General features: G+C 69.4%; 22 protein-coding genes and 3 tRNA genes. 14 read left to right on the plus strand and 11 right to left on the minus strand.

Annotated features, from left to right (window positions below; all coding sequences use genetic code 11):
* The first annotated feature begins 75 nt into the window (after positions 1–75).
* Complete coding sequence (locus tag ACWJI3_RS07960) at positions 76–1221, plus strand: dipeptide epimerase (protein WP_480203408.1); 1146 nt, start codon at positions 76–78, stop codon at positions 1219–1221.
* Complete coding sequence (locus ACWJI3_RS07965; protein ID WP_094510343.1) at positions 1215–2318, plus strand: N-acetyltransferase DgcN family protein; 1104 nt, start codon at positions 1215–1217, stop codon at positions 2316–2318. The genes ACWJI3_RS07960 and ACWJI3_RS07965 overlap by 7 nt, the downstream gene beginning before the upstream one ends.
* Here ACWJI3_RS07965 and ACWJI3_RS07970 read toward each other — a convergent pair.
* Positions 2300–2372, minus strand: a tRNA-His gene (locus ACWJI3_RS07970). The genes ACWJI3_RS07965 and ACWJI3_RS07970 overlap by 19 nt on opposite strands.
* Between ACWJI3_RS07970 and ACWJI3_RS07975 the strand changes: the two genes are divergently transcribed.
* The 3 genes from ACWJI3_RS07975 (at position 2359) to ACWJI3_RS07985 (ending at position 5694) form a co-directional block, all read left to right on the plus strand.
* Positions 2359–2877 (plus strand): DUF4359 domain-containing protein, encoded by a 519-nt coding sequence (locus ACWJI3_RS07975; protein ID WP_255099746.1) that lies wholly within the window; start codon positions 2359–2361, stop codon positions 2875–2877. The genes ACWJI3_RS07970 and ACWJI3_RS07975 overlap by 14 nt on opposite strands.
* Positions 2874–4184 (plus strand): amidohydrolase family protein, encoded by a 1311-nt coding sequence (locus tag ACWJI3_RS07980; RefSeq protein ID WP_480203409.1) that lies wholly within the window; start codon positions 2874–2876, stop codon positions 4182–4184. Before ACWJI3_RS07975 ends, ACWJI3_RS07980 begins: the two co-directional genes overlap by 4 nt.
* Positions 4185–4251: 67 nt before the next feature.
* Positions 4252–5694, plus strand: a complete 1443-nt coding sequence (locus tag ACWJI3_RS07985; RefSeq protein WP_480203410.1) for an FAD-binding oxidoreductase — start codon at positions 4252–4254, stop codon at positions 5692–5694.
* 85 nt (positions 5695–5779) lie between these two features.
* On the opposite strand, the gene ACWJI3_RS07990 is transcribed toward ACWJI3_RS07985, so the two are convergent.
* The 5 genes from ACWJI3_RS07990 to murA all read right to left on the minus strand — a co-directional run bounded on the left by ACWJI3_RS07990 (position 5780) and on the right by murA (position 10503).
* A complete protein-coding gene (locus tag ACWJI3_RS07990; protein WP_480203411.1) occupies positions 5780–6412 on the minus strand; it encodes a pentapeptide repeat-containing protein in 633 nt (210 codons plus the stop codon).
* A 20-nt stretch (positions 6413–6432) separates the two neighbouring features.
* Positions 6433–7692, minus strand: coding sequence for a bifunctional folylpolyglutamate synthase/dihydrofolate synthase (locus ACWJI3_RS07995; RefSeq protein ID WP_480203412.1), 1260 nt, complete (start codon positions 7690–7692; stop codon positions 6433–6435).
* Between the two features lie 83 nt (positions 7693–7775).
* Entirely contained in the window at positions 7776–8963 is a 1188-nt protein-coding gene (locus tag ACWJI3_RS08000; RefSeq protein WP_480203583.1) for an acetylornithine/succinylornithine family transaminase, read from the minus strand.
* Positions 8964–9048: 85 nt separating this feature from the next.
* Positions 9049–9130: transfer RNA gene (locus tag ACWJI3_RS08005), tRNA-Leu, on the minus strand.
* Between the two features lie 71 nt (positions 9131–9201).
* Positions 9202–10503, minus strand: coding sequence for a UDP-N-acetylglucosamine 1-carboxyvinyltransferase (gene murA, locus ACWJI3_RS08010; RefSeq protein WP_094510339.1), 1302 nt, complete (start codon positions 10501–10503; stop codon positions 9202–9204).
* Between the two features lie 170 nt (positions 10504–10673).
* Between murA and ACWJI3_RS08015 the strand changes: the two genes are divergently transcribed.
* The 5 genes from ACWJI3_RS08015 to trpC all read left to right on the plus strand — a co-directional run bounded on the left by ACWJI3_RS08015 (position 10674) and on the right by trpC (position 14546).
* Positions 10674–10757: transfer RNA gene (locus tag ACWJI3_RS08015), tRNA-Leu, on the plus strand.
* 75 nt (positions 10758–10832) lie between these two features.
* Positions 10833–11081, plus strand: a complete 249-nt coding sequence (locus ACWJI3_RS08020) for a hypothetical protein (protein ID WP_094510338.1) — start codon at positions 10833–10835, stop codon at positions 11079–11081.
* 229 nt (positions 11082–11310) lie between these two features.
* Complete coding sequence (locus ACWJI3_RS08025; protein ID WP_480203413.1) at positions 11311–12108, plus strand: TrmH family RNA methyltransferase; 798 nt, start codon at positions 11311–11313, stop codon at positions 12106–12108.
* A gap of 11 nt (positions 12109–12119) precedes the next feature.
* Entirely contained in the window at positions 12120–13568 is a 1449-nt protein-coding gene (gene lpdA / locus ACWJI3_RS08030; protein WP_255099752.1) for a dihydrolipoyl dehydrogenase, read from the plus strand.
* Between the two features lie 69 nt (positions 13569–13637).
* A complete protein-coding gene (gene trpC / locus ACWJI3_RS08035) occupies positions 13638–14546 on the plus strand; it encodes an indole-3-glycerol phosphate synthase TrpC (RefSeq protein WP_255099753.1) in 909 nt (302 codons plus the stop codon).
* A gap of 163 nt (positions 14547–14709) precedes the next feature.
* Here trpC and rpsD read toward each other — a convergent pair whose 3' ends face one another.
* On the minus strand, positions 14710–15318 hold the full coding sequence (gene rpsD / locus ACWJI3_RS08040) for a 30S ribosomal protein S4 (protein WP_094510334.1): 609 nt from the start codon (positions 15316–15318) through the stop codon (positions 14710–14712).
* Positions 15319–15416: 98 nt separating this feature from the next.
* On the opposite strand from rpsD, the gene yidD reads away from it, so the two are divergent.
* From yidD to aqpZ, 4 genes are all read left to right on the plus strand, one after another.
* On the plus strand, positions 15417–15668 hold the full coding sequence (gene yidD / locus ACWJI3_RS08045) for a membrane protein insertion efficiency factor YidD (protein WP_369802974.1): 252 nt from the start codon (positions 15417–15419) through the stop codon (positions 15666–15668).
* 28 nt (positions 15669–15696) lie between these two features.
* A complete protein-coding gene (locus ACWJI3_RS08050; RefSeq protein WP_094510459.1) occupies positions 15697–15999 on the plus strand; it encodes a glutaredoxin family protein in 303 nt (100 codons plus the stop codon).
* A gap of 45 nt (positions 16000–16044) precedes the next feature.
* Positions 16045–17577: a UDP-N-acetylmuramoyl-L-alanyl-D-glutamate--2,6-diaminopimelate ligase gene (locus tag ACWJI3_RS08055; RefSeq protein ID WP_480203414.1), complete on the plus strand. Its 1533-nt coding sequence runs from the start codon at positions 16045–16047 to the stop codon at positions 17575–17577.
* Positions 17578–17712: 135 nt separating this feature from the next.
* Positions 17713–18456: an aquaporin Z gene (gene aqpZ, locus ACWJI3_RS08060; RefSeq protein WP_480203415.1), complete on the plus strand. Its 744-nt coding sequence runs from the start codon at positions 17713–17715 to the stop codon at positions 18454–18456.
* 55 nt (positions 18457–18511) lie between these two features.
* Here aqpZ and ACWJI3_RS08065 read toward each other — a convergent pair whose 3' ends face one another.
* The 4 genes from ACWJI3_RS08065 to ACWJI3_RS08080 all read right to left on the minus strand — a co-directional run bounded on the left by ACWJI3_RS08065 (position 18512) and on the right by ACWJI3_RS08080 (position 22672).
* A complete protein-coding gene (locus ACWJI3_RS08065; protein ID WP_480203416.1) occupies positions 18512–19693 on the minus strand; it encodes an aminotransferase class V-fold PLP-dependent enzyme in 1182 nt (393 codons plus the stop codon).
* A gap of 19 nt (positions 19694–19712) precedes the next feature.
* The gene (locus tag ACWJI3_RS08070; RefSeq protein WP_255099757.1) at positions 19713–20702 is read right to left on the minus strand and encodes a 2-hydroxyacid dehydrogenase; all 990 of its coding nucleotides are present in this window, start codon (positions 20700–20702) and stop codon (positions 19713–19715) included.
* A gap of 218 nt (positions 20703–20920) precedes the next feature.
* Positions 20921–21079, minus strand: coding sequence for a hypothetical protein (locus tag ACWJI3_RS08075; RefSeq protein ID WP_198948196.1), 159 nt, complete (start codon positions 21077–21079; stop codon positions 20921–20923).
* Positions 21080–21169: 90 nt separating this feature from the next.
* The gene (locus ACWJI3_RS08080) at positions 21170–22672 is read right to left on the minus strand and encodes an AAA family ATPase (RefSeq protein ID WP_255099758.1); all 1503 of its coding nucleotides are present in this window, start codon (positions 22670–22672) and stop codon (positions 21170–21172) included.
* Positions 22673–22697 lie beyond the last annotated feature (25 nt).

The raw sequence follows: 22697 nt of genomic DNA on the forward strand, positions 1-22697 counted from the left end.
GCCGGGGATGGCGCAAACCACCGGCCATGGCGGAGACTGCCGGTGGGGGGAACCGATGCACGCCCCTTTCCGAGCATGCACGCTCGTCTTCGCCGCTTTTTCCTTACCAAGGCCGTGCCGCTCACGATCAGCCGCGGCACCTCGCGTGGGGTGGAGCGTGTGCTGGTGGAGATCGAGCACGACGGCACCATCGGCCAGGGCGAGGCCGGCGGCTTCGACACCGGCCATCGACGGTTCAGCACCGATGACGTGGCGGCGGAACTGGACGCCCTGTTGCCGCGCCTGGAAAGCCCCGACGCCCTCGGCCGCCCCCGCGATCCGAGCGAGCGGCAGGCCCTTCAGCCCCTGCTCGCGGGGCTTTCGCCGCCGGCCCGCTGCGCCGTTGATCTGGCTCTGCACGACTGGTGGGGCCGCCGTCTGGGCGAGCCGCTCTGGCGCCTCTGGGGTCTCGATCGCCAGGCCTGTACCCCCACGAGCGTCACCCTGGGGCTGGGCACGGTGGAGCAGGTGCGCGCCCGGCTGGTGGGCTGGCAGGAGCGGCTCGGTGTCAGGCCGCGGCGGGTGAAGCTCAAGCTCGGCAGCCCTGATGGTGCCGACCACGACCGGGCCCTGGTGCAGGCGGTGGCCACCACTCTCACAGGGTTCCCCGGCGCCGAGCTGCAGGTGGATGCCAACGGCGGCTGGGACCTGCCCACGGCGCGCCAGCTGATTCCCTGGCTGGCGCAGCAGGGGGTGGTGCTGGTGGAGCAGCCGCTGCCCGCCCTGCAGGATCCGGAGGCCGATGCCGCCGCCTTCGCCGCTCTCGACCTGCACTGCCCGATCCCGCTCGTGGCCGACGAGAGCTGCTGGGATCTGCAGGACCTGCTGCGGCTGGCCCCCCATGTCGATGGGGTGAACATGAAGCTGCTCAAGACGGGCGGGCTGTCGGAGGCCTGGCTGATGGCTCAGACCGCCCGACGCCTCGGCCTCGATCTGATGCTCGGCTGCTACTCGGACAGCGCCCTGCTCAACGGGGCCGCCGCCCAGCTGCTGCCGCTGGTGCGCTGGCCCGATCTGGACAGCCACCTCAACCTGGTGGACGACCCCTTCAGCGAGCCGGAGCGGGATGGCGACATCCTGCGCCCCAGCTCCCGGCCGGGCCTGGGTCAGCCCCCCTCAGAGGGTGCCGTCCCCGATGGGACCGCCGCCGGCCCTTCCCCGCCGGAGCCGCCACGGTGCTGAGCGCCTCGGCCCGGGTGGTGCTGCTGCAGCACGATGGCCTCGACAATCTGTCCGGCAAGACGGGCCTGGCGCTGTTGCGCTACCGCAGCGGGCCGATCGTGGCGGTGATCGATCCGGCGCAGGCAGGTCTGCCGCTGGAGCAGGTCACCGGCATCCCCCGCGCCATTCCGGTGGTGGCCAGCCTGGCGGAGGCTCTCCCCTACGGCCCGGAGGTGGCCGTGGTGGGGCTGGCGCCTTCGGGCGGCCTGCTGCCGGAAGCACTGCGCCGCGATGTGGCCGCCGCCCTGCAGGCCGGTCTGCATGTGGCCAGCGGGCTGCACACTCGCCTGGCCGACGACCCCGCGCTGGCGGCCCTGCGCGGTCCCCAGCAGTGGATCTGGGACCTGCGGCAGGAGCCGCCAGGACTGCAGGTGGCTGCGGCACGCTGCGCAGCCCTGCCCGGCCAGCGTCTGCTCGCTGTGGGCACCGACATGGCCGTGGGCAAGATGAGCGCCTGCCTGGAGCTGGTGGCCGCCGCCCGCCGCCAAGGCCTCGACGCCCGCTTCGTGGGCACCGGCCAGGCGGGCATCCTGATCAGCGGCGGCGGGGTGCCGCTCGATGCCGTGCGCGTGGATTACGCCGCCGGGGCCGTGGAGGGGGCGGTGCTGGAGGCCTGCCAGGCCGGTGGGGGCGGCGACCCGGCCGTGGCGGCCTGCAACGACGCCACCCTGGTGCTGGTGGAAGGCCAGGGCTCGCTCTGTCATCCGGGCTCCACCGCCACCCTGCCGCTGCTGCGCGGCAGCCAGCCAACCGGTCTGCTGTTGGTGCATCGCGCCGGTCAGCGGGCGATCTCGCGGCATCCGACCATCCCCATCCCCCCGCTGCCTCAGCTGATCGCGGCGGTGGAGCAGTTGGCGGCGCTGGGCCGTCCGGGCGGCCTGCCGCCGGTGCGGGTGCGGGCCGTAGCGCTCAACACGGCGCTGCTGGGGGAGGCGGAAGCGGCGGCGGCCTGCGCGGATGGGCAGAAAAAAACCGGACTCCCCTGCGGGGATCCGGTGAGGAGCCGCGCAGCAGCCGATCGACTGGTGGCGGCTTTGAGGGCGAGCGAGGGGACTTGAACCCCCGAATGGCGGCGCCACAAGCCGCTGCCTTAACCACTTGGCTACGCCCGCCGTGGTCTTTGCCAATGTATCAAGTAGCCCCGCCTGCTGCCCCTTGCCCGCCGCGCCCCCATCCGCCTCGCGCCTCTGGCCGCTGCTGGCCGGAGCGGCTGGCCTCGGAGGCACCGCCCTGGCCCTCCTGTTCACCAACCCTCCACCGAACGACTTCGAAAGCTTCGCCGGCGATCAGCTGGTGGAACTGGCGGTGGAGGAGGTCTGCGGCGCCGATGGGCTGCCGATGCCGTTGCGGCTGGTGGTGCAGAACTGCCCGGAGCTGATCCGCAGCCAGTCGCAGGTGCTTGGCGCCCTGGCCCGGCAGGGCACGACGCGGCACAACTTCGGCGTCTTCAGCCTGTACCAGACGGAGATCGGGGGCCAGGAGGTGTTGCCCTTCCTGCGCATTCCCCGCTACCGGGTCATCACCCTGGCCGGCGCCGGGCACTTCGTGATCCTCTCCACCTCGAAGGACGGCAGAGAGGAGAACGACGCAGGCGCCACCAGCGACGCCAGACCGTGAGCGCCACACCCCTGCCGCCCCTGCGGCTGCCGCGCTGCCTTCTGGATCCAGGCGCCGTCCACCTGCCGGCAGCTGATGCCGATGGCCTGGTAGCCGTCGAGCTGGAGCATGCCGAAGGGCGTTTCACCGCGATCAAGCCCTATCCAGCCCAGGCCGAGGCACGGCTGCCGCTCGCCCTCACCCCCCTGCTGGAGCCCCACGCCCACCTCGACAAGGCCTTCAGCTGGGAGCGCCATCCCAACCGGACGGGAACGATGGCGGGCGCCCTGGCCGCCAACCAGCGCGAGCATCACGAACGCAGTGTGGAACAGGTGCACGCGCGTGCGGAGCGTGCCCTGGACCAAGGCTGGCGCTACGGCCTGCGGGCCATTCGAAGCCATGTCGACAGCCTCGGCCCCGGCGCCGAGGTGAGCTGGGAGGCCCTGCTCGATCTGCAGCAGGCGTGGGCGGAGCGGCTGCCGCTGCAACTGGTGGCGCTGGTGCCGGTGCGGCACTGGGCCACCGCGGCAGGCGAGCAACTGGCGCGTCAGTTGCTGGGCCGGCGGGGGGAGAGTGCAGCCGCGGCCGGCGGGGTGCTGCTGGGCGGCGTGCTGGGCGCCCCGTTCCCCCCCGACGGCGCCGATGGCGAAGGACTGCGGGCTCTGCTGCGCCTGGCCGATGGCCTGGGTTGCGGCGTGGACCTCCACATCGACGAAAGCGCCGATGGCGGTGGCGCCGGTGTGGCCCTGGCCGCCCGCCTCGTGATCGAGCTCCGTATCGGTGTGCCCGTGTGCTGCAGCCACAGCTGCAGCATGTCCCAGCTACCGGTGCGCCGCCTGCTGCCCCTCGCCGACGCCATGGCCGAGGCGGGGCTGGCGGTGGTGGCGCTGCCGACCACCAACCTCTGGTTGCTGGGGCACCGCGACGGCCACACCCCCGCCCAACGCCCGCTGGCACCGATCCGCCAGCTGCAGCGCGCCGGGGTGACGGTGGCGGTGGGGGGAGACAACGTGCAGGATCCCTGGTATCCGGGCGGAGACTTCGATCCCCTGGATCTGCTGCGCTTCTCCATGCCGGCCGCTCACCTGGCCCCATGGCAGCGCCAGGGCCTGATGCCCTTCACCACCGCCTCCAGCCGCCTGATGGGATTGGCCTGGGACGGGGTGGTGCGACCAGGGGCACCCGCTGATCTGCTCCTGCTGGGCGCCTCCGGCTGGAGCGACCTGCTGGCCCGGCCTGTACCGCGGCGGGTGCTGCGCGCGGGTCGCTGGTTGCCGGCCCCGTCGCCGTCGCCACTGCAGCAACTGCTCGAAGCGCTGCCAGCCTGAGAGCCTGAAAGCCTGAAAGCCTGAAAGCCTGAAAGCCTGCCAGCTTGAAACCACCGCCCCGTTCCCCGTGACCCCCTCCCCTGCCAGCGCACCGGTCGCGCTGCTCCCTGTGGCCCTGCCCGCCGGCCTGCCCGCTCCCGTGAGCGCAGAGCGGATCGAAGCGGTGGCCCGGCAACTCCGTGCCGCCGCCGGCCCCCCGGGCAGCGGCCCCGCTGCGGAGCTGGTGGGGCCAGGCAGCGAGCTTGAGAAACTCTCCCACGACTTCTTCACCTATTCGCCGGTACTCACGCCGCTGCTCAGCGGTCACCACGCCCAGCTGGTGGTGAAGGCCACACAGCTGGGGCACGTGCAGCAGGTGGCGGCGGCCTGCGCCCAGCAGCAGGTGCCGCTCACCGTGCGGGGCGCCGGCACCGGCAATTACGGCCAGTGCGTGCCGCTCGCCGGTGGCGTGGTGCTCGATCTCAGCGGCCTGCGAGAGCTGCGGCAGTTCGATGCGGCCAGCGGCGTGCTCACCGCAGAGGCGGGCTGCCTGCTGGGCGACCTCGACCGTCAACTGGCGGCCCGGGGCCGCGCCCTGCGGCTCACCCCCAGCACCTCCCGCAGCGCCACGCTGGGGGGCTTCATCGCCGGGGGATCCGGAGGCATCGGTTCCCTGCGCTGGGGCTTCCTGCGGGATCCCGGCAACCTGCTGGGCCTGGAGATCGTGACGGTGGAGCCCGAGCCGCGCCTGCTGACACTCGATGCCACCGGCAGCCGGCCGCTCAATCACGCCTACGGCACCAACGGCATCCTCACGGCGTTGACCGTGCCCACCGCCGCCGCCGAGACCTGGCAGCAGCTGGTGGTCGACTTTGCAGACTGGGATAGGGCGCTGGAGGCCGCCAGGCTGCTGCCCTGCGCTGCCCTGGTGCTGCAGGAACTCTGCCTGCTGGAGGCACCCATCGCCCGCCAGCTCCCCCTGCCCGGCGGCTGCCCGGCGGCCCGCGGCCACCGGCTGCTGCTGCTCGCCGCCCCCCATGCCCTGCCGGCCCTGATGCCGCTGCTGGATCAACTGGGCGGAGCCCTGGTGTGGCAAGCAGCGGAGGGGGAAAGCCGCGGGTTGCCCCTGCGCGAACTCACCTGGAACCACACCACCCTGCATCTGCGGGCGCTGGACAAGGGCTGGACCTATCTGCAGATGCTGTTGCCCCAGCCGGAAGGGCCGACGCTCGCCGCCTTGAAGCAGCGCTGGGGCGACGACCTGCTCTGGCACCTGGAGGGCGTGCGTCAGCAGGGCCAGCAACGTCTGGCGGCGATTCCTCTGGTGCGCTGGCGGGATCGGGCGGCGCTGCAGGCCTTGATGGAGCAGGCCAGGGACCTGGGCGCCCTGCTCTTCAACCCCCACAGCCTCACGGTGGAAGACGGCGGCTTGGGGGTGATCGATGCCGACCAGGTGGCCGCAAAGATGGCTTACGACCCAGCGGGGCTGCTCAACCCCGGCAAACTGCGCGGCTGGACCAGCTGCGGCTGATCCAAACGCGGCTGATCACCCTGCCCACATTCAGACACGCGGACGCCCGGCCATCCCCGGCCAAACAGGGCGGGGCTGCCTGCGCTCAGCCGCACTCCAGGCTGGCCCGGGTGCTGATGCCGGTGAGCGGGTGGGTGCCGCTGGCCCGCTGACAGAGAGCGCGCTGATCGGCGCGGTCCAGCAGGGCATCGGTGAAGTCGGCGTTCTCCACCTGCGCGCCGCTGAAACTGCTGCCGGCGGCGATCACCCCGCGCAGCAGGGCACCGCGCAGATCGGTTTCACTGAAGTCAGCCCGGTCCATCAGGGCGTCGGAGAGATCGGCGCCACGGAAATCGGAGCGCGAAAACACTCCCTGCGTGAGGATCGAGCCGTGCAGATCGGCTCCAGAGAAATCGGCATCCCGCCCCAGCGCGCCGGCAAACGACGTGTTGGCGAGCTGCTGACCGCTGAAATCCACGCCGCTCTGGTTGGTGAGCGTGTAATCGACCCGGTCCTGAAACAGAGCGCGCTCCTGGAGGCCCACCCCGGCGGAGGTGTCGAGCGCCAGAGCCGGCAGCGGCCCCAGGCCTGCACCCAGCAGCAGCGCCGCTACCAGCACGGCCAGTGCGGCCAAGCGCGTGTTCACGGCCAGGGCTGGGCGCACCGCCAGCCAGCGCCAGCCCGGCAGCGTGGCCGCTTCCACTGCCGCTTTACGCACCACCACCTCTTTATGCGTCATTCCCTCTTGATGCCTCACTGTCATCGCTCCAGCCCGGACATGCCGTCCTCACTCTCCCCTGCCCCGGGGACCAGGTCCAGCGTGCCAGCCGCCAGCAGGCTGCCCAGCAGGTAGAGCGAGCCCGCCACCACCACCGGCGGGGCCCCGGCAACGGTCTCCCAGACGGTGGACGCCGCCGCCAGTCCCTCTTCCAGGCTGGCGGCAGCCAGCAGGGCGCTGGCCCGCTCTGGGCAGGCGCTGCGCAGCTCGGCGGCGCTCCAGCAGGCGTGGCCGGGAACGGGCACCAGCCAGCAACGATCCGCGGGGGCCAGCAGGGCGTGCACCATCTCCGGGCCCTGCTTGTTGGCCAGCATGCCCAGCACCCAGAGCTGGGGCGGCGCCGGCGTGCCCCTGCCGCCACCGTCAAGTTCGGCCCGCAGCGCCTGGGCCGCCGGCAGGTTGTGCGCCCCGTCCAGCAGCAGGGGCAGCTGGCCCCAGCGCGCCCGCTGCCGGCGGCCTGGCCAGCGGGCGGCGGCAAACCCCGCGCTGATCGCCTCATCGGGGAGGTGCCAGCCCTGGCGGCGCAGCACCTGAAGCATCTCCAGCGCCACCGCCGCATTGGTGCGCTGCATGTCGCCCGGCAGGCCATGGCGCCAGCGCAACCGGCCCGCCATCAGCTCCTGCCCCTGTTGCTCCAGCGGTTTCACCCAGTGAAGTGGGCAGCCCTGCAGCTGCGCCCGCTGCGCCAGCACGGCCGCCACATCGGGCCGCTGGGGGCCAGACACGGCCGCAGCGGCCCCATGCAGCACGCCGGCTTTTTCAGCGGCGATCGCCGCCTCGCTGTCACCGAGGAATTCAGCGTGGTCGAGGCCGATGCTGGCGAATCCCAGCACGCGGCGATCAGGGTGGACCGTGGTGGCATCCAGCCGTCCCCCCAACCCCACCTCCAGCACCACGATCTCCAGCCCGGCTTCGGCGAAGGCCACGAAAGCCGCCGCCGTCACCAGCTCGAACGGGGTGAGATCGTGACGGCACGCCAGCGGCTGCAGGGCCGTCAGCAGATGGCGCAGGTGGGCGGGAGCGATGGGACCGGCCCCCAGCTGGATCCGCTCGCACCAGCTCACCAGATGGGGCGAGGTGTAGAGCCCGCAGCGATGGCCGGCGGCCTGAAGCGCCGCATGGAGCAGCACACAGATCGAGCCCTTGCCGTTGGTGCCAGCCACCTGCACGGCGGCGAAGCGGCGTTCGGGATGGCCCAGCTCCGCCAGCGCCGCCCTCAGACGCTCCAGGCCCAGGTCCACCCCGCGACGGCTGAACGGTTCGATCAGGTCGGCGAAGTCGTCGATGGGTGGGAACCGATGAGAAACCGTGGCGCTCTACAGCTTCAGGCGCCGGCCAACGCATCCAGCGTTTGCGCGAGGCGGCTGACCGCCAGGCGCAGGTGCTTGGGCCGGATCACCAGCGGCGGCACGAAGCGCACCACGCGCGGGCCGGCGGGCACCACCAGCAGGCCGGCTTCGATCGCCCGCAGGGCAATCGCCGGCGCCGTGAGCTCACCGTCGGACTTGAGCACCAGACCCTGCAGCAGCCCCCAGCCGCGCACCCCCTCGAGCTGGTGCGGGCGCTGGTCCACCAGATCCCGCAACAGCGACTGCAGCAGCATGCCCATGGCCGCCACGTGCGGCACCAGGGCACGCCGCTCCAGCTCCTGCACCACCGTGAGGGCGGCGCGGCAGGCAAAGGGATTGCCGCCGAAGGTGCTGGCGTGGTCGCCCGGGCGGAAGTGATCCACCGAGCGCTTCACGGCCAGGGCTCCGATCGGGATGCCACCGCCGAGGCCCTTGGCGAGGGTGATCGCATCGGGCTCCACGCCCAGTTGCTCGTAGCCCCACAGCGCACCGCTGCGGCCCACGCCGATCTGCACCTCATCGAAGATCAGCAGGATGCTGTGCCGGTCGCAGAGCTCCCGCAGGCGGCGGAAGAAGGCGGGATCCCCAGGGTTCACCCCCCCTTCGCCCTGCAGCGGCTCGATCAGCACGGCGACAACGCGGGGGCCGTCGGCCTCGCAGGCCGTTAGCAGCGCTTCGAACGCGGCGATGTCGTTGTAGGGGAAGAAGCGGAAGCCTTCCACCATGGGCTCGAAGCCGTGGTGGTACTTCGGCTGGCCGGTGGCGCTCACCGCCGCCAGGGTGCGGCCGTGGAAGCTGGCCTGGGCCGTGAGGATGATCGGCCGCTCGATGCCCCGCACGGTGTGGCCGTGTTTGCGGGCCAGCTTGATGGCCGCCTCATTGGCCTCGGCGCCGGAATTGCAGAAGAACACCCGATCGGTGCAGCTGCGGCTGGTGATCCAGGCGGCCAGCTCCTCCTGCTCGGGAATCCGGTAGAGGTTCGACACATGCTGCAGGCGGCCCAGTTGCCGTGACAGCGCCTTGCGCATCACACGGTCGCTGTGACCGAGGGTGCAGGTGGCGATGCCGGCGACACAGTCGAGGTAGCGGCGGCCGGCAGTGTCCTGCACCCAGACGCCCTTGCCCTTCGCCAACTCCAGGGGGAAGCGGGCGTAGGTGTCCATCACCGGGTCGGGCACCAGCACCAGCGTGGGAGCGGGCCGCGGTGGCGCGGCGATCTCTACGGACATGGGGCTGAGGCTGGAGGGATGGGAGCGGTGGGACTCGAACCCACATGCCCGAAGGCGCTCGATTTTGAGTCGAGTCCGTCTACCAATTCCGGCACGCTCCCGCTCAACGACTGTAGGGGGAGGCGGGAATCAGCCCCTCGCCCGAGCAACGGGCAACCGCCCGAAGCTCCGCTCAGCCATTCACGCGGCGGATCACCGCGCCGACGCTGTTGAGCTTCCCTTCCAGATCGGCGTAGCCGCGGTCGAGGAACTCCAGGCCCTGCACGCTGGTGGTGCCATCGGCGGCCAGACCCGCCAGCACCATCGCCGCCGAGGCGCGCAGATCGGTTCCCTGCACGGGAGCGCCGCTGAGCCGGGCCACCCCCTCCACGAACGCCGTATTGCCCTGCATGCGGATCGAAGCCCCCATGCGCTGCAGCTCAGCCACATGCTGCAGGCGGTTTTCAAAGATCGTCTCGACGACCATGCTCGTGCCCGAGGCCGTGGCCAGCAGGCTCATGAATGGGGCCTGCAGGTCGGTGGGGAAACCTGGGAACGGCTGGGTGCGCAGGTCGAGGGCCTGAATCCGGTCGGCGCGGATGGTCATGCCGATCCCATCCGCTTCCAGCGAGCAGCCGGCTTCTTCGAGCTTGCTGATCACGGCACCGAGGTGGTCGGGGATCAGCGGGGCGACGCGCAGCTCGGAACGGGTGATCGCCGCTGCCAGCAGAAAGGTGCCGGCCTCGATGCGATCGGGAATCACGGCGTAATCGGCGCCATGGAGCCGCTCGACGCCAACAATCGTGATCGTGGGGGTGCCAGCGCCGCGCACCTTGCCCCCCATGGCGATCAGCAGGCCGGCCAGGTCCACCACTTCCGGCTCGAGAGCGGCGTTGTGGATCACCGTTTCGCCTTCGGCCAGAGCCGCGGCCATCATCAACGTTTCGGTGGCGCCGACGCTGGGGCATTCCAGGTGGATGTGGCCACCGTGGAGCCGATGGCTGCGGCCGGGCACCACGGCCGAGACCACACCGTGATCAATGGTGACCTGGGCGCCGAGCGCCTTGAGGCCCCGCACATGCTCAATGACCGGACGGGAACCGATCTGGCAGCCACCAGGAAGGGGAATCTTCGCCACACCCAGGCGAGCCAGCAGCGGGCCGATGCAGAAGAAGCTGGCCCGCAGGCTGTTGACCAGTTCGTAGGGGGCGGTGGAGTGGGTGAGATGGGCCCCATCAAGCTCGATCCAGTCGGGACCGCGCTTCACCTTCACGCCGAAGGCACCGAGGATCTCGCCCATCGCCGCGATGTCGGTGAGCGGAGGGATGTTCCGCAGGCGCAGGGGCTGGGTGCTCATCAGGCAGGCCGCCATCAGCACCAGCGCCGAGTTCTTGGCGCCGCTCACGCGCAGCTCGCCGGCCAGACGGTGTCCCCCAAGGATCTCCAGGCGGGGATTGACCATCAGCTGGGGAGCCACGGCGGCGGTCACGGTCATGGCTGATTACATAGCCGATGGTGCCGGCATCTTGACAATTCAGAGGCGCACCGTCTAGCCGTCCGCCCCCTGAACTGTCTTCCGGAGTACCCCGTGGCGTGACGCGGTAGCCGGTGGCCGGCCGTGCAGGCGATGATCTAGGGTTGCTCGGTCGCTGCGGCGGCACGCCAGCGGATGTGGCGGAATTGGTAGACGCGCTAGTTTCAGGTACTAGTGGCAGCAATGTCGTGGGAGTTCAAGTCTCCCCATCCGCATCATTTTTCAGCCCACTCCCTCTGTCCTGCTAGGAACCTCCAATCCGGGTTCTCCTCCGTCGCGCTCCCGTTTCCATGATCGTCCTCAAGATCAGCAATTCCTCCGAGGTCGTGGCGGGGAAGATCGGGCGCTTTCTTGAACGCCTCACCCCTGGCGGTTTCGACGAAACCACCGTCGAGGACATTGTGCTGCAGAAGCTCGTTGAAAACCTCCGCGAGGAGGGCATCCGCGGCGAAGTGGCGGCGGTCAAAGGAATGGATCTTCATGCCACCGAACTGGTGATGAAGGATTCCATGCATGTCAGAAAACATCAGGTCTTCTGAACTCCCGCAGGCCGGCGGCCCCTGGCCAGCCCAAGAACTCCGGAAATCCGGCGACCCCAGCCAACCTGGTGAGCCACTGCAATCTGCGGAGCCAAGACAATCTGGCCAATCTGCCGAGCAGAGCCACTATGAGGCCACTGGCCAGCCTTCAGAGTCGCGGGAGCCAGCAACGTTCTTTCGTCCGCTGATCACCAGCCGGCGCAATCCAGCGGTGGGGCGCTTCCGCGCCTTGCATGAATCCCGTGGACGGCGCGACCAGGGACGCGTGCTGCTGGAAGGCACCCACCTGATCGAGGAAGCCGCCCGACTTGGCCTGGCCGCGGGCGAACTGCTCGCCACACCCGCCTGGATCGAGGCCCATCAGGCCCTGCTGCACCAGCATCCGTCGATGGCGGCGGTGCTGCAGCCGGTGGATGAGGCGGTGCTGGCGGCCGCGGCCACCACCCAGCATCCCGATGGGGTGGTGCTGAGCCTGGCCCTGCCCCGTCCCGCCGCGCCCGCCAGGCCGGGGTTCGTGCTGGCCCTGGAGCAATTGCAGGATCCGGGCAACCTGGGCACCTTGATGCGCACGGCCCTGGCGGCCGGGGTCGAGGCGCTGTGGTTGGCCGGTGGCGCCGACCCCTGGCAACCGAAAGTGGTGCGCGCCTCCGCCGGCGCGGCCCTCACCCTGCCGCTTGAGCGCCTCGAAGGCCTCGCCCTGCGCCTGCAGCAGGCCCGCGCGCAAGGGGCCCAGGTGGTGGCCACCACCGTGATGGCCCGCAGCGGACCCACCGCCTCTGAGACCAGCGCCTCTGGGGCCAACACTGCCGCGATTCCCTATTGGCAGCTCGACTGGACGCTGCCAACCGTGCTGTTGCTGGGCAACGAAGGTGCAGGGCTGAGCGCCGACCTGCTCAGCTGCTGCAGCCACCGGGTCACGATTCCCCACAGCGCCGCCGTGGAATCCCTCAACGTGGCCGTGGCGGCCGGGCCCCTGTTGCTGGAACGCTGGCGCCAGCAACAGGAGAGAATGCCGGTCACTCCCTGAGACACGCCCCGGTGAGCGACAGCAGCGCCTCTTCCTTCGACTACGACGTGATCGTGATCGGCGCCGGCTACGGCGGCTTCGATGCGGCCAAGCATGCGGCCGACCATGGCCTGCGCACGGCGATCATCGAATCGCGTGACATGGGCGGCACCTGCGTGAACCGCGGCTGCGTGCCCTCCAAGGCGCTGCTGGCCGCCAGTGGCCGGGTGCGGGAGCTGGCTGATGCCAAGCACCTGCAAGGTTTCGGCATCCACGCCGCGCCGGTGCGCTTCGAGCGGCAGAAGATCGCCGATCACGCCAATCAGCTGGTGGCCACGATCCGCACCAATCTCACCAAGACCCTGGAGCGGTCGGGGGCCGTGATCCTGCGGGGCAAGGGGCGCCTCGACGGACATCAGCGGGTGGCGGTGCGCCAGAGCAACGGGGTGGAGCAGGTGTTCACCGCCCGCGATGTGATCGTGGCTACCGGCTCGGATCCCTTCGTGCCGCCCGGAATCGAAACCGACGGACGCACGGTCTTCACCAGCGACGAAGCGATCAGCCTGGAGTGGCTGCCCCGCTGGATCGCCATCGTGGGCAGCGGCTACATCGGCCTGGAATTCGCCGATGTGTACACGGCACTGGGTTGCGAGGTCACGATGATCGAGGCGCTCGATCGGGTGATGCCCACCTTTGATCCCGACATCGCCAAGATCGCCGCTCGCCACCTGATCGACGGCCGGGACATCGACACCCGGGCCGGTCTGCTGGCCCGCAAGGTGACCCCGGGGGCGCCGGTACGGATCGAACTGGCAGCCATGGCCACCAAGGAGCTGGTGGAGGTGCTGGAAGTGGATGCGGTGCTGGTGGCCACCGGGCGGGTGCCGGTGAGCAAGGATCTACACCTGGCCAGCGTGGGCGTGGAAACCAACCGCGGCTTCATCCCCGTGAACGACCAGCTCCAGGTGCTGGCGGGCGAGACGCCCGTGCCCCATCTCTGGGCCGTGGGCGACGTGACCGGAAAGATGATGCTGGCCCACACCGCCGCCGCCCAGGGCACCGTGGCAGTGGACAACATCCTTGGCCATGCGCGTGCGATCGACTACCGCTCCATTCCGGCCGCCACCTTCACCCATCCCGAGATCAGCTCGGTGGGCCTGAGCGAAGCCGACGCCAAGGCGCTGGCGGCGGCCGAGGGGTTTGAGCTAGGCAGCGTGCGCAGTTACTTCAAGGCCAACTCCAAGGCGCTGGCGGAACTGGAAAGCGATGGGCTGATGAAACTGCTGTTCCGCAAGGACACCGGCGAGGTGCTGGGCGCCCACATCTATGGATTGCACGCCGCCGACCTGATTCAGGAGGTCGCCAACGCCGTGGCCCGCCGCCAGCGGGTGGGGGACCTCGCCACGGAAGTGCACACCCACCCCACCCTCAGTGAAGTGGTGGAGGTGGCCTACAAGCAGGCGGCCATGGCCGTGGCCTGATGAGGCCTGGCCCACTCACGGGCCGTCTCGGTGCCCGCCCTTACGATCGGCTCCTGTTGCCCTGAGGCTTTGGAGATTCGTCGCCGTCCACCCAATCCGCCGGTGAAGGTGGCCAATCTTCAGTTCGGCATTCCCCATCCCGAGCAGGAGCCCCAGCACATCCTCGAGCGGATCGTCTGGGAGAAAGATCGCGAGGTGGCCGCCGCCAGGGAGCGGGTGCCGCTGGAAACGCTGCAGCGCCAACTGCGCGACCTGCCCCCCACCCGTGATTTCGTTGCCGCGCTGCGGGCGAGCTGCCGCAAGCCCGCGGTGATCGCCGAGATCAAGAAAGCCAGCCCCAGCAAAGGCGTGATCCGCGCCGATTTCGATCCGGTAGCCATTGCCAGGGGCTATGCGGCCGGTGGCGCCAGCTGCCTGTCGGTGCTCACCGACAAGAGGTTTTTCCAGGGCGGCTTCGAGGTGCTGGTTGAGGTGCGCCAGGTGGTGGATCTGCCCCTGCTCTGCAAGGACTTCATCCTTTCCCCCTACCAGCTGCACCAGGCACGCGCCGCCGGCGCCGATGCGGCCCTGCTGATCGCGGCGATTCTCACCGACCAGGACGTGGTTTACCTGATGAAGGTGGCCCGTGCCCTGGGGCTGGCCGTGCTGGTGGAGGTGCATGACGCCGACGAGCTGGAGCGGATGCTGCGCCTGCCCATCTGGTCGGAGCCAATCACGGCGGCTCACACCCTGATCGGCATCAACAACCGCGACCTCACCAGCTTCCACACCGATCTCGCCACCACCGAGCAACTGATGGTCCGTTTCGGCGATCAGGTGCGGCAGCGGGGAGCACTGCTGGTGAGCGAATCGGGGCTGTTCAGCCGCGACGACCTCGACCGGGTGCAGAGCGCCGGCGCCGATGCGGTGCTGGTGGGGGAAGCGCTGATGCGCCAGCCGGATGTGACCGCCGCCTTGGAGCAGCTGATCAGCGGCTGAGGGCGGCTGGCAGCGCCGGCTGAGGCTTGGCCGTCGTCTGCGACAGCTCAGTGCAGCCCTGGCGGAACTGTGAGAGTGCAAGCCAGAGCTCGACCATGAAAAAACCCCGCCGAGGGCGGGGTGTGGTGGTGAGAAAAATCCTGGTGGGGGAGGATCCCGAGGATCACACCTTGCGGGAGTAGTACTCCACCACCAGCAGTTCGTTGATCTCCAGCGCCACCCATTCACGCTCAATGCGGCCGTTGACCTTGGCCGAGAGCTTGGCTTTGTCGAGCTCGAGGTTGGGGGGGATGTTGGAGAGGCCTGGGAACTCCAGGTTGCCTTCAGCCAGCTGCTTGCTGGCCTTGCGCTGACGCACGATGATCACATCACCGGCTCGGCACTGATAGCTGGGGATGTCAACGACGCGGCCATTCACGGTGATGTGGCCGTGGTTCACCAGCTGGCGGGCGCCGGGCACGGTGGGGCCGAAGCCGAGACGGAAGCAGACGTTGTCGAGACGGTTCTCGAGCAGTTTGAGCAGGTTGGTTCCGGTGGAACCTTCCTGGGCGCGCGCTTTCTTCACGTAGCGCACGAGCTGGCGCTCGGAGATGCCGTAGTTGAAGCGAAGCTTCTGCTTCTCTTCCAGGCGGATGGCGTATTCGGAGCGCTTGCGACGGGCTTGGCCGTGCTGACCGGGGGGATAAGCCCGCTTGGCGGACTTACGGGTGAGACCGGGGAGGTCTCCCAAGCGCCGCGTGATCCTCAGGCGAGGGCCGCGGTATCGGGACATCGGGGAAAGCTGTTCAAAGGGATGGACCGGCGCCGCCGTTGACCTGGGAGCATGCTGGAGGTTTCCCTCGGCAGCTCCCGGCAGTGGAACGCCAGCCCATCACTCTATCTTTCCGGGCCAACGCCCTCTCCGCCCTGGTCGCGAGGGTGCTTATGGGCCTGATCCAGGCCTACCGGCAGTGGCTGTCTCCCCTGCTGGGGCCCCGCTGCCGCTTCATCCCCAGCTGCAGCGCCTATGGCCTGGAGGCCATTCAACGCCATGGCCCCTGGCGGGGTGGTTGGCTCACGGCCCGCCGCCTGCTGCGCTGTCACCCCTTCACCCCGTGCGGCTGCGATCCGGTTCCCGATTGAAGCTCTCCCCCCACACCCTCCCTTGCTGATGACCGCCACGGCCGGCCTGCCCCCTCTGACGCTCTACCGGCGCGACGGCTGTTGCCTCTGCGACGGGCTGGAGCAACGGCTGCGGGCGCTTGAACCCCGTCCCGACCTGGTGCTGGTGGATGTGGCGAGCGACCCCGCGCTCGAGGCCCGTTACGGGCTGGAGATTCCGGTGCTGGCTGTACGGCGCGCCGATCAGCTGCAGGAATTGCCGCGGGCATCGCCGCGGCTCAGCGGGGCCGCCCTCGACCGCTGGCTGAGGAAGTGTCTGGCAGCGCTATCGGATGCCCCCGAATCCGCCTAAAACCCTGCGAACCCCGATCCCACGGCGGCGGCTGCCCCCACCCCCATGACCCAGCCTCTCCATTCCCTCCTGCACCAGAGCGGTCTGGAGGTGCCCCGCACCCTGGGGGATGAGACCGTCACCGGCGTGAGCTGCGATTCCCGCCAAGTGGGCGCCGGCACCCTGTTCGTGGGGGTGCCCGGTGGTCAGGTGGACGGCGGCGTGTTCTGGCCCAAGGCGCTGAGCAATGGCGCGGTGGCTGCGGTGATCGGCGCGGCGGCCGCCGCCCAGTGCCCGCCCTCCGCCACCGACCCAGTGCTGGTGGTGCAGGGACCGCTGGCGGAAATTGCCGGACGGCTGGCCGCGGCCTTCTGGGGGGAGCCCAGCCAGCAGCTGGCCCTGATCGGCGTCACCGGCACCAACGGCAAAACCACCACCACCCATCTGATCGAACATCTGGCAGCCGCCTGCGGCCAGCCGGTCGCCCTGTTCGGCACGCTCAGCAACCGCTGGCCCGGACACAGCGCCACCGCCTCGCACACCACCGCCTTCGCCGACGAGCTGCAGCGGCAACTGGCCGAGGCGGTGGCCGCAGGCGCCCGGGTCGGGGCGATGGAGGTGAGCTCCCATGCCCTTGATCAAGCGCGGGTGGCGGGCTGCCGCTTCGCCGGTGCCGTGTTCACCAACCTCACCCAGGACCACCTCGACTACCACCCGTCGATGCAGGCCTACTTCGAGGCCAAGGCGCTGCTGTTCGCCTCCGAGCGGCTGGCAGGGGGCGCCGTGGTGAACATCGACGACCCGTGGGGCGCGCAGCTGGCGGAGCGCCTGACGGAAACCCTCGGCGAGCGACTCTGGCGCTGCTCCCTGGCGACACCGGCCGAAGCGCCGGCGGGGGCGGGCGTGGCGGAGCTGGGTGTGCGTGATCTGGTGGTCGGGGCCGATGGCGTCAGCGGCACCCTGGTGAGCCCGCTGGGCTCAGGGCCGTTCTGCTCGCCGCTGGTGGGGCGCTTCAACCTGATGAACCTGCTGGAGGCGGTGGGCGCCCTGCTGCAGCAGGGGCTGGAGCTGGCCCCGCTGCTGGCGGCGATCGACAGCTTCCGCGGGGTGCCCGGCCGCATGGAGCGGGTGGTGCTGGCTGGTGGTGCCGGCACTGACCTGCCGGCGGTGCTGGTGGACTACGCCCACACCCCCGATGGGCTGGAGAACGCCCTGGCCGCCTGCCGGCCCTTCTGCTCCGGCCGGCTGATCTGCGTGTTCGGCTGCGGCGGTGACCGTGACCGCGGCAAGCGGCCCCAGATGGCGGCGATCGCCGCCCGGCTGGCGGATCGGGTGGTGGTCACCTCCGACAATCCGCGCACGGAAGACCCCCAGCGCATCCTCGACGACGTGGTGGCCGGCATTCCCGCCGGCACCGACCTGGTGGTGGAGGGAGACCGGGCCACCGCCATCGCCCTCGGCATCGCCAGCGCCGCGCCCGGCGATCTGGTGCTGATCGCCGGCAAGGGCCATGAGGACTATCAGATTCTTGGCACCACCAAGATCCACTTCGACGACCGGGAAGAAGCGCAGAAGGCGCTGCAGCTCAGAACCGTCTGAGGAGGAAACGACCCTGCCAGGGGCCGGCAGGCACACTGACCGCCCCCCTGAAAACTGTGCGTCTGAACACACAAACGGCCGAAAACCAGCACCAGGCGGTGAGAAGATCAACCGCGATACCGCCGCTTAACCCGCATGGCCTCCAGCGTTCCACTGGCGAAGAAGTTCTTCGCTGAACTGATCGGCACCTTCTGGCTGGTGCTCGGAGGCTGCGGCAGCGCCGTGCTGGCAGCGGTGTTCCCCTACGACAACCCCGCCGCCAACCCTCTGGGCCTGGGCTTCCTCGGCGTCTCGCTCGCCTTCGGTCTGACCCTGCTGACCATGGTCTACACCTTCGGGCACATCTCCGGCTGTCACATCAACCCGGCCGTCAGCTTCGGGCTGTGGGCCGGCGGCAAGTTTCCCGGCTCCCAGCTGCTGCCCTACATGATCGCCCAGGTGCTCGGCGGCGTGATCGCCGGCGGTGTGATCCTGCTCGTGGCCAGCGGCAGGGAGGGCTTCGCCCTCACTGGTGGCAATCCGCTGGCCACCAACGGCTGGGGAGCCCACTCCCCCGGCGGCTACGGCTTCCTGGCCGCGCTGGTGATCGAGGTGATCCTCACGTTCGTGTTCCTGCTGGTGATCATGGGCGCCACCGATCGCCTGGCTCCCGGCGGCTTTGCCGGGGTGCCGATCGGTCTCAGCCTCACCCTCATTCACCTGATCAGCATCCCCGTCACCAACACCTCCGTGAACCCCGCCCGCAGCACCGCCGTGGCGGTGTGGGTCGGCGGCGATGCCATGGCTCAGCTGTGGCTGTTCTGGGTGGCACCGATTGCCGGCGCCCTGCTGGCGGGCTGGGTTCACCGCACCCTGATGGCCTCCGACACGGTCGGCTGAACGCTCCTGGCTCACGTCACCGTCGGCGGAGCCCTCCTGGGTCACCGCCGGCGCCTCACACCAGCTGACACAGGGCATCGAGCAGCCGTTCCACTTCGGCTGCGCTGGTGGTCACATGGGTGCAGGCACGCAGACAGCACGGGTCGTCGAGGCTGCGCAGCCAGAGTCCCTGCTTCCCCAGCGCCTCCACCACCGCCTGGGGGGTCTGACCGGCCACGGTGAAACTCACCAGGCCAGCGGGTGGCGCTGCACTCAGCAGCGGCGTGATCCCATCAATCGCCTGCAGCCCCTGCCACAGCTGGCCGCTGCGCTCCTGGATCAGCGAAAGCCGCTGCTCGCACGAGCCCAGCGACTCCAGCAACGCCAGAGAGGTGTGCAACCCTGCCAGCAGCGGCGTGCAGGAGGTGGCCACCTCGAAGCGGCGGCTGTCGGTGTGCCAGGCACTGCCCCCCTGGGATTCGTTCGCCAGGCTGCGCCAGCCTCCCAGCGTGGGCTGCGACTCCACCAGCAGCCGCGCCGACAGCGCCACCCCACCCAGCCCTTCAGGGCCGCAGCACCACTTGTGGCCGGTGAAGGCGTAGATGTCGGCCTGGCTGGCGGCTTCAGCCACGGGCAGGCTTCCCACCGACTGGGCAGCATCCACCAGCAACCATGGCTGGCGCCCATGCTCCCGCAGCCGCGCGGCCACGGCCGCGATCGGCATCACCAGGCCGGTGTTCCAGAGCAAGTGGGAGAGCACCACCAGGCGCGTGCGCGGCGTCAGTGCGGCTTCGAACGCCGCCAGCACAGCGTCATCCACAGCAGCGGGGGAATCGCCGCGGATCTCCTTCACCGCCAGGGTGTCGAGGCTGAGGCCTTCGCGGCGCGCCAGCTCGCGGCAGGCCGCCACGATGCCGGGGTGCTCGCAATCACTGATCAGCAAGGTGTCGCCGGGCTGCCAGGGGAGCCCCCAGAGCGGCAGCACGCAGCCACTCGACACGTTCTCGGTGAGCGCCAACCGATCGGGAGGAACGCCGCAACCGGCCGCCAGAACCCCGCGCAGGCTGCTCAGTTGGGCTGACAGCCATGGCCAGACGTCTGTCGTGAACGGGCCCAGCTCCTGCAGCCGCTGCCAGCTGGCGGTGATCGCCGCGAGCGAGGGCGTCGGCAGCGGGCCCTGCCCGCCGTAGTTGAAGTAGCTCTTGTTCGCCAGCGCTGGCATGAGCTGCCGCAGCTGGGCAGGGGTGTGTGGATCCATGGGGGAAACGATGCCGTCGTCAGGTGAGCACGGAGCCCTTCAGGAAGGGGTGCGCCGCCGCCAGTGCCCGCAGGTTGACACCGGTCACGTGGGCGATATCACCGAGCGCCTCGTGGGTGAGGAAGGCCTGGTGGGCGGTGATCAGCACATTGGGGAAGGTGAGCAGCCTGGCGAGCAGATCGTCTTGAAGCACATGGCTGGAGAGATCCTCGAAGAACACCCCCTCCTCTTCCTCATAGACATCGAGTGCCACTCCACCGAGCCGGCCCGACTTGAGCGCCTCGATCAGCGCGGAGGTGTCAATCAGGCCGCCACGGCTCACATTGACGAGAATCACGCCCGGCTTCATGCGCTCAATGGTTTCGCGCCGAATGATGTGATGGGTTTCCGGCGTGAGCGGAACGTGCAGGGAGATCACATCACTCATCGAGGCCAATGTGATCGGATCGAGATAGGTGATGCCCTCCCGCGCCGCCCAGGCGGGGTCGGGATAGGGGTCGTAGGCCACCACCACCATGCCGAAGCCGTGAAGAATGCGCGCCACGATCTTGCCGATCTTGCCCGTACCCACGATTCCCACCGTCTTGCGATGCAGATCGCTCCCCACGAGGCCCTGCAGCGAGAAATTCATCTCCCGCACCCGGTTATAAGCCCGGTGCACCTTGCGGTTCAGGCTCAGCAGCAACGCCACCGCATGTTCAGCCACCGCATAGGGGGAATAGGCCGGAACATGGGTCACCGTGAGCCCCAGTTCCCTGGCTGAATCCAGATCGATATTGTTGAAGCCGGTGCAACGCAGGGCCACCAGTGTGATGCCCCTCGCCACCAGCTGCTGGATACAGGCCCGGTCGACCACATCGTTGACGAAGACACAGACAGCCTTGGCCCCTTCAGCGGCGGCGGCAGTATCCGCAGTGAGGCGAAAGGCAAGAAAGCGAAGCTGCACATCTGCGCCTGTGGCCGCTGGGAGATGGAGCCGGTCGTAGGGCTTCGCATCAAACACCGCCACGGTCAACGTCGTGGCGGCAGGGTCCGGAGGGGTGACAGATGGCAGAACCTGTGTGGGCGAAGGCTCTGGGTGTGTGAGCGAAGGCTGAACGTGAGTCGCCGTGGCCTCAACGTTCAGCGAAGGCTTCGAAGCATCCATGACCAAACGAACCGCACTGGATGGATCATCCAGGCGACCCTAACCAGCCACAGCGACCGTCAACCCTGGCCTGTGTGGGTTCAGAGAACCTGGCCCACCATCACAGCGGCGAGAGCGGAAAACAGGGTGATGCCGAGGGCGGTGAGGGGGTTCTGACCCTGGGCCACGGCGAAGGTGGTCACCACACCGGCACCAAGACAAGCCACGGCGATCTGGGTAGCGACGGCGGGACGATCCACGGTGTTCTGTACAACTGCACGGAACCGTAGGGATGGATATTGCGGAGACTTCGCCATTCCCCGGGTTTCGTTACCCGGCGTCGGGGTTCGTTACTCGGCGTCTGTTTTCGTTACGCCGCGCAATCTGGAGGCCGGGCGGGCCCGGCCACTCTCGGCCCAGTGTTTGAGCGCCTCCAACTGTTCCCGCGCCGTGCGCGACAGGGGCACCAGATCACTGGCGGCGGCAATCAGATCAGGCTCACCGAACTCCCTGTGGTCGCCGAAGGCGAGGTGCATGGCCTCCACCACCACCTGCTCCAGTTCTGCGCCGGAGAAGCCAGCGGTGCGGTCCACGAGCACATCCAGGGGGATGCGGTGGTCGGGGCGCCGCCGGCGCAGCTGCAGATCGAGAATCGCCAGCCGCTCAGCCACATCAGGCAGATCGAGCAGGAAGATCTCGTCGAAGCGTCCTTTGCGCATCAGCTCGGGGGGCAGGCTGTCCACCCCGTTGGCGGTGGCCACCACGAACACGGCGGAGGTTTTCTCCGCCATCCAGGTGAGCAGGCTGGCCAGCACCCTCTGACTGGTGCCGCCGTCGCTGCGGCTGTCGCCACCGAAGCCCTTGTCGATCTCGTCGATCCAGAGCACGCAGGGGGCCATGGCCTCGGCGCGGCGGATCATGTCCCGGGTGCGGGCCTCGCTGGCTCCTACCAGGCCGGCGAACAGGCGTCCCACATCGAGGCGCAGCAGCGGCATCGCCCAGCTGTGGGCGATCGCCTTGGCTGTGAGCGATTTTCCCGTGCCCTGTGGACCGACCAGCAGCACGCCGCGGGGTAGCGGCAGGCCATAGCGCTCGGCCTCGTCGCTGAAGGCCAGCTTGCGCTGCTTCAACCAGTGCTTGAGGGCGTCGAGGCCGCCGATGTCGGAGGGGGTGGCTTCGGTTGGGCAATACTCCAGCAGCTCGCTGCGGGCGATCGCCTGCCGCTTCTCCTCCAGCACTTCGGTGAGATCGGCTTCGCCGAGCTGCCCCCGGCGGGCCAGGGCCCGGGCGGCCACCTGACGGATGCGTTGCTCGGTGAGGCCGCTACAGCAGTGGGCCAGTTGCTCCAGCAGGGCAGGCTCCGGCGGCCGGCCGCTGGCCTGACCGATGTTGGTGAGCAGCTGGCTGATCTCGCTGGGACTGGGAAGGGGCAGCTCGAGCACGGTGATGCACTCCTCCAGTTCGCGCGGCACCTGCCAGTCGGGGGCCGTGATCACCAGGGTGCGGGGCTGGCGGCGCAGGCTGGTAGCCAGATTGCGCAGGCGGCGCGAGATGCCCGGGTCCTCGCAGTAGCGGTTGAAATCCAGCAGCAGCAGGATCGCTGGTTGATCCGGAGGCAGGGATTCGATGCTGTCGAGCGCCGCCATCGGGTTGCGGGCTGCCTCCCCCCGCCGGTTGGGCAGGCCCTCCAGCCCCTGCACGAAATCCCAGCGCAGCAGCAGCCGCTGGCCCAGCCGCTCGGCTGCGGTGGTGAGCAGCGCCTGGATGCGCTCCTCTTCAGGGCTGCGGATCCAGAGGATCGGCGTGCGCGAACGGATCAGCAGATCCAGCTGGTCGATCCAGGGCGCCGTCATCGGCCGGCTTCAGGGGCGCTGAACG

The sequence above is a fragment of the Marcopretia estuarina LEGE 06307 genome (assembly GCF_056633115.1).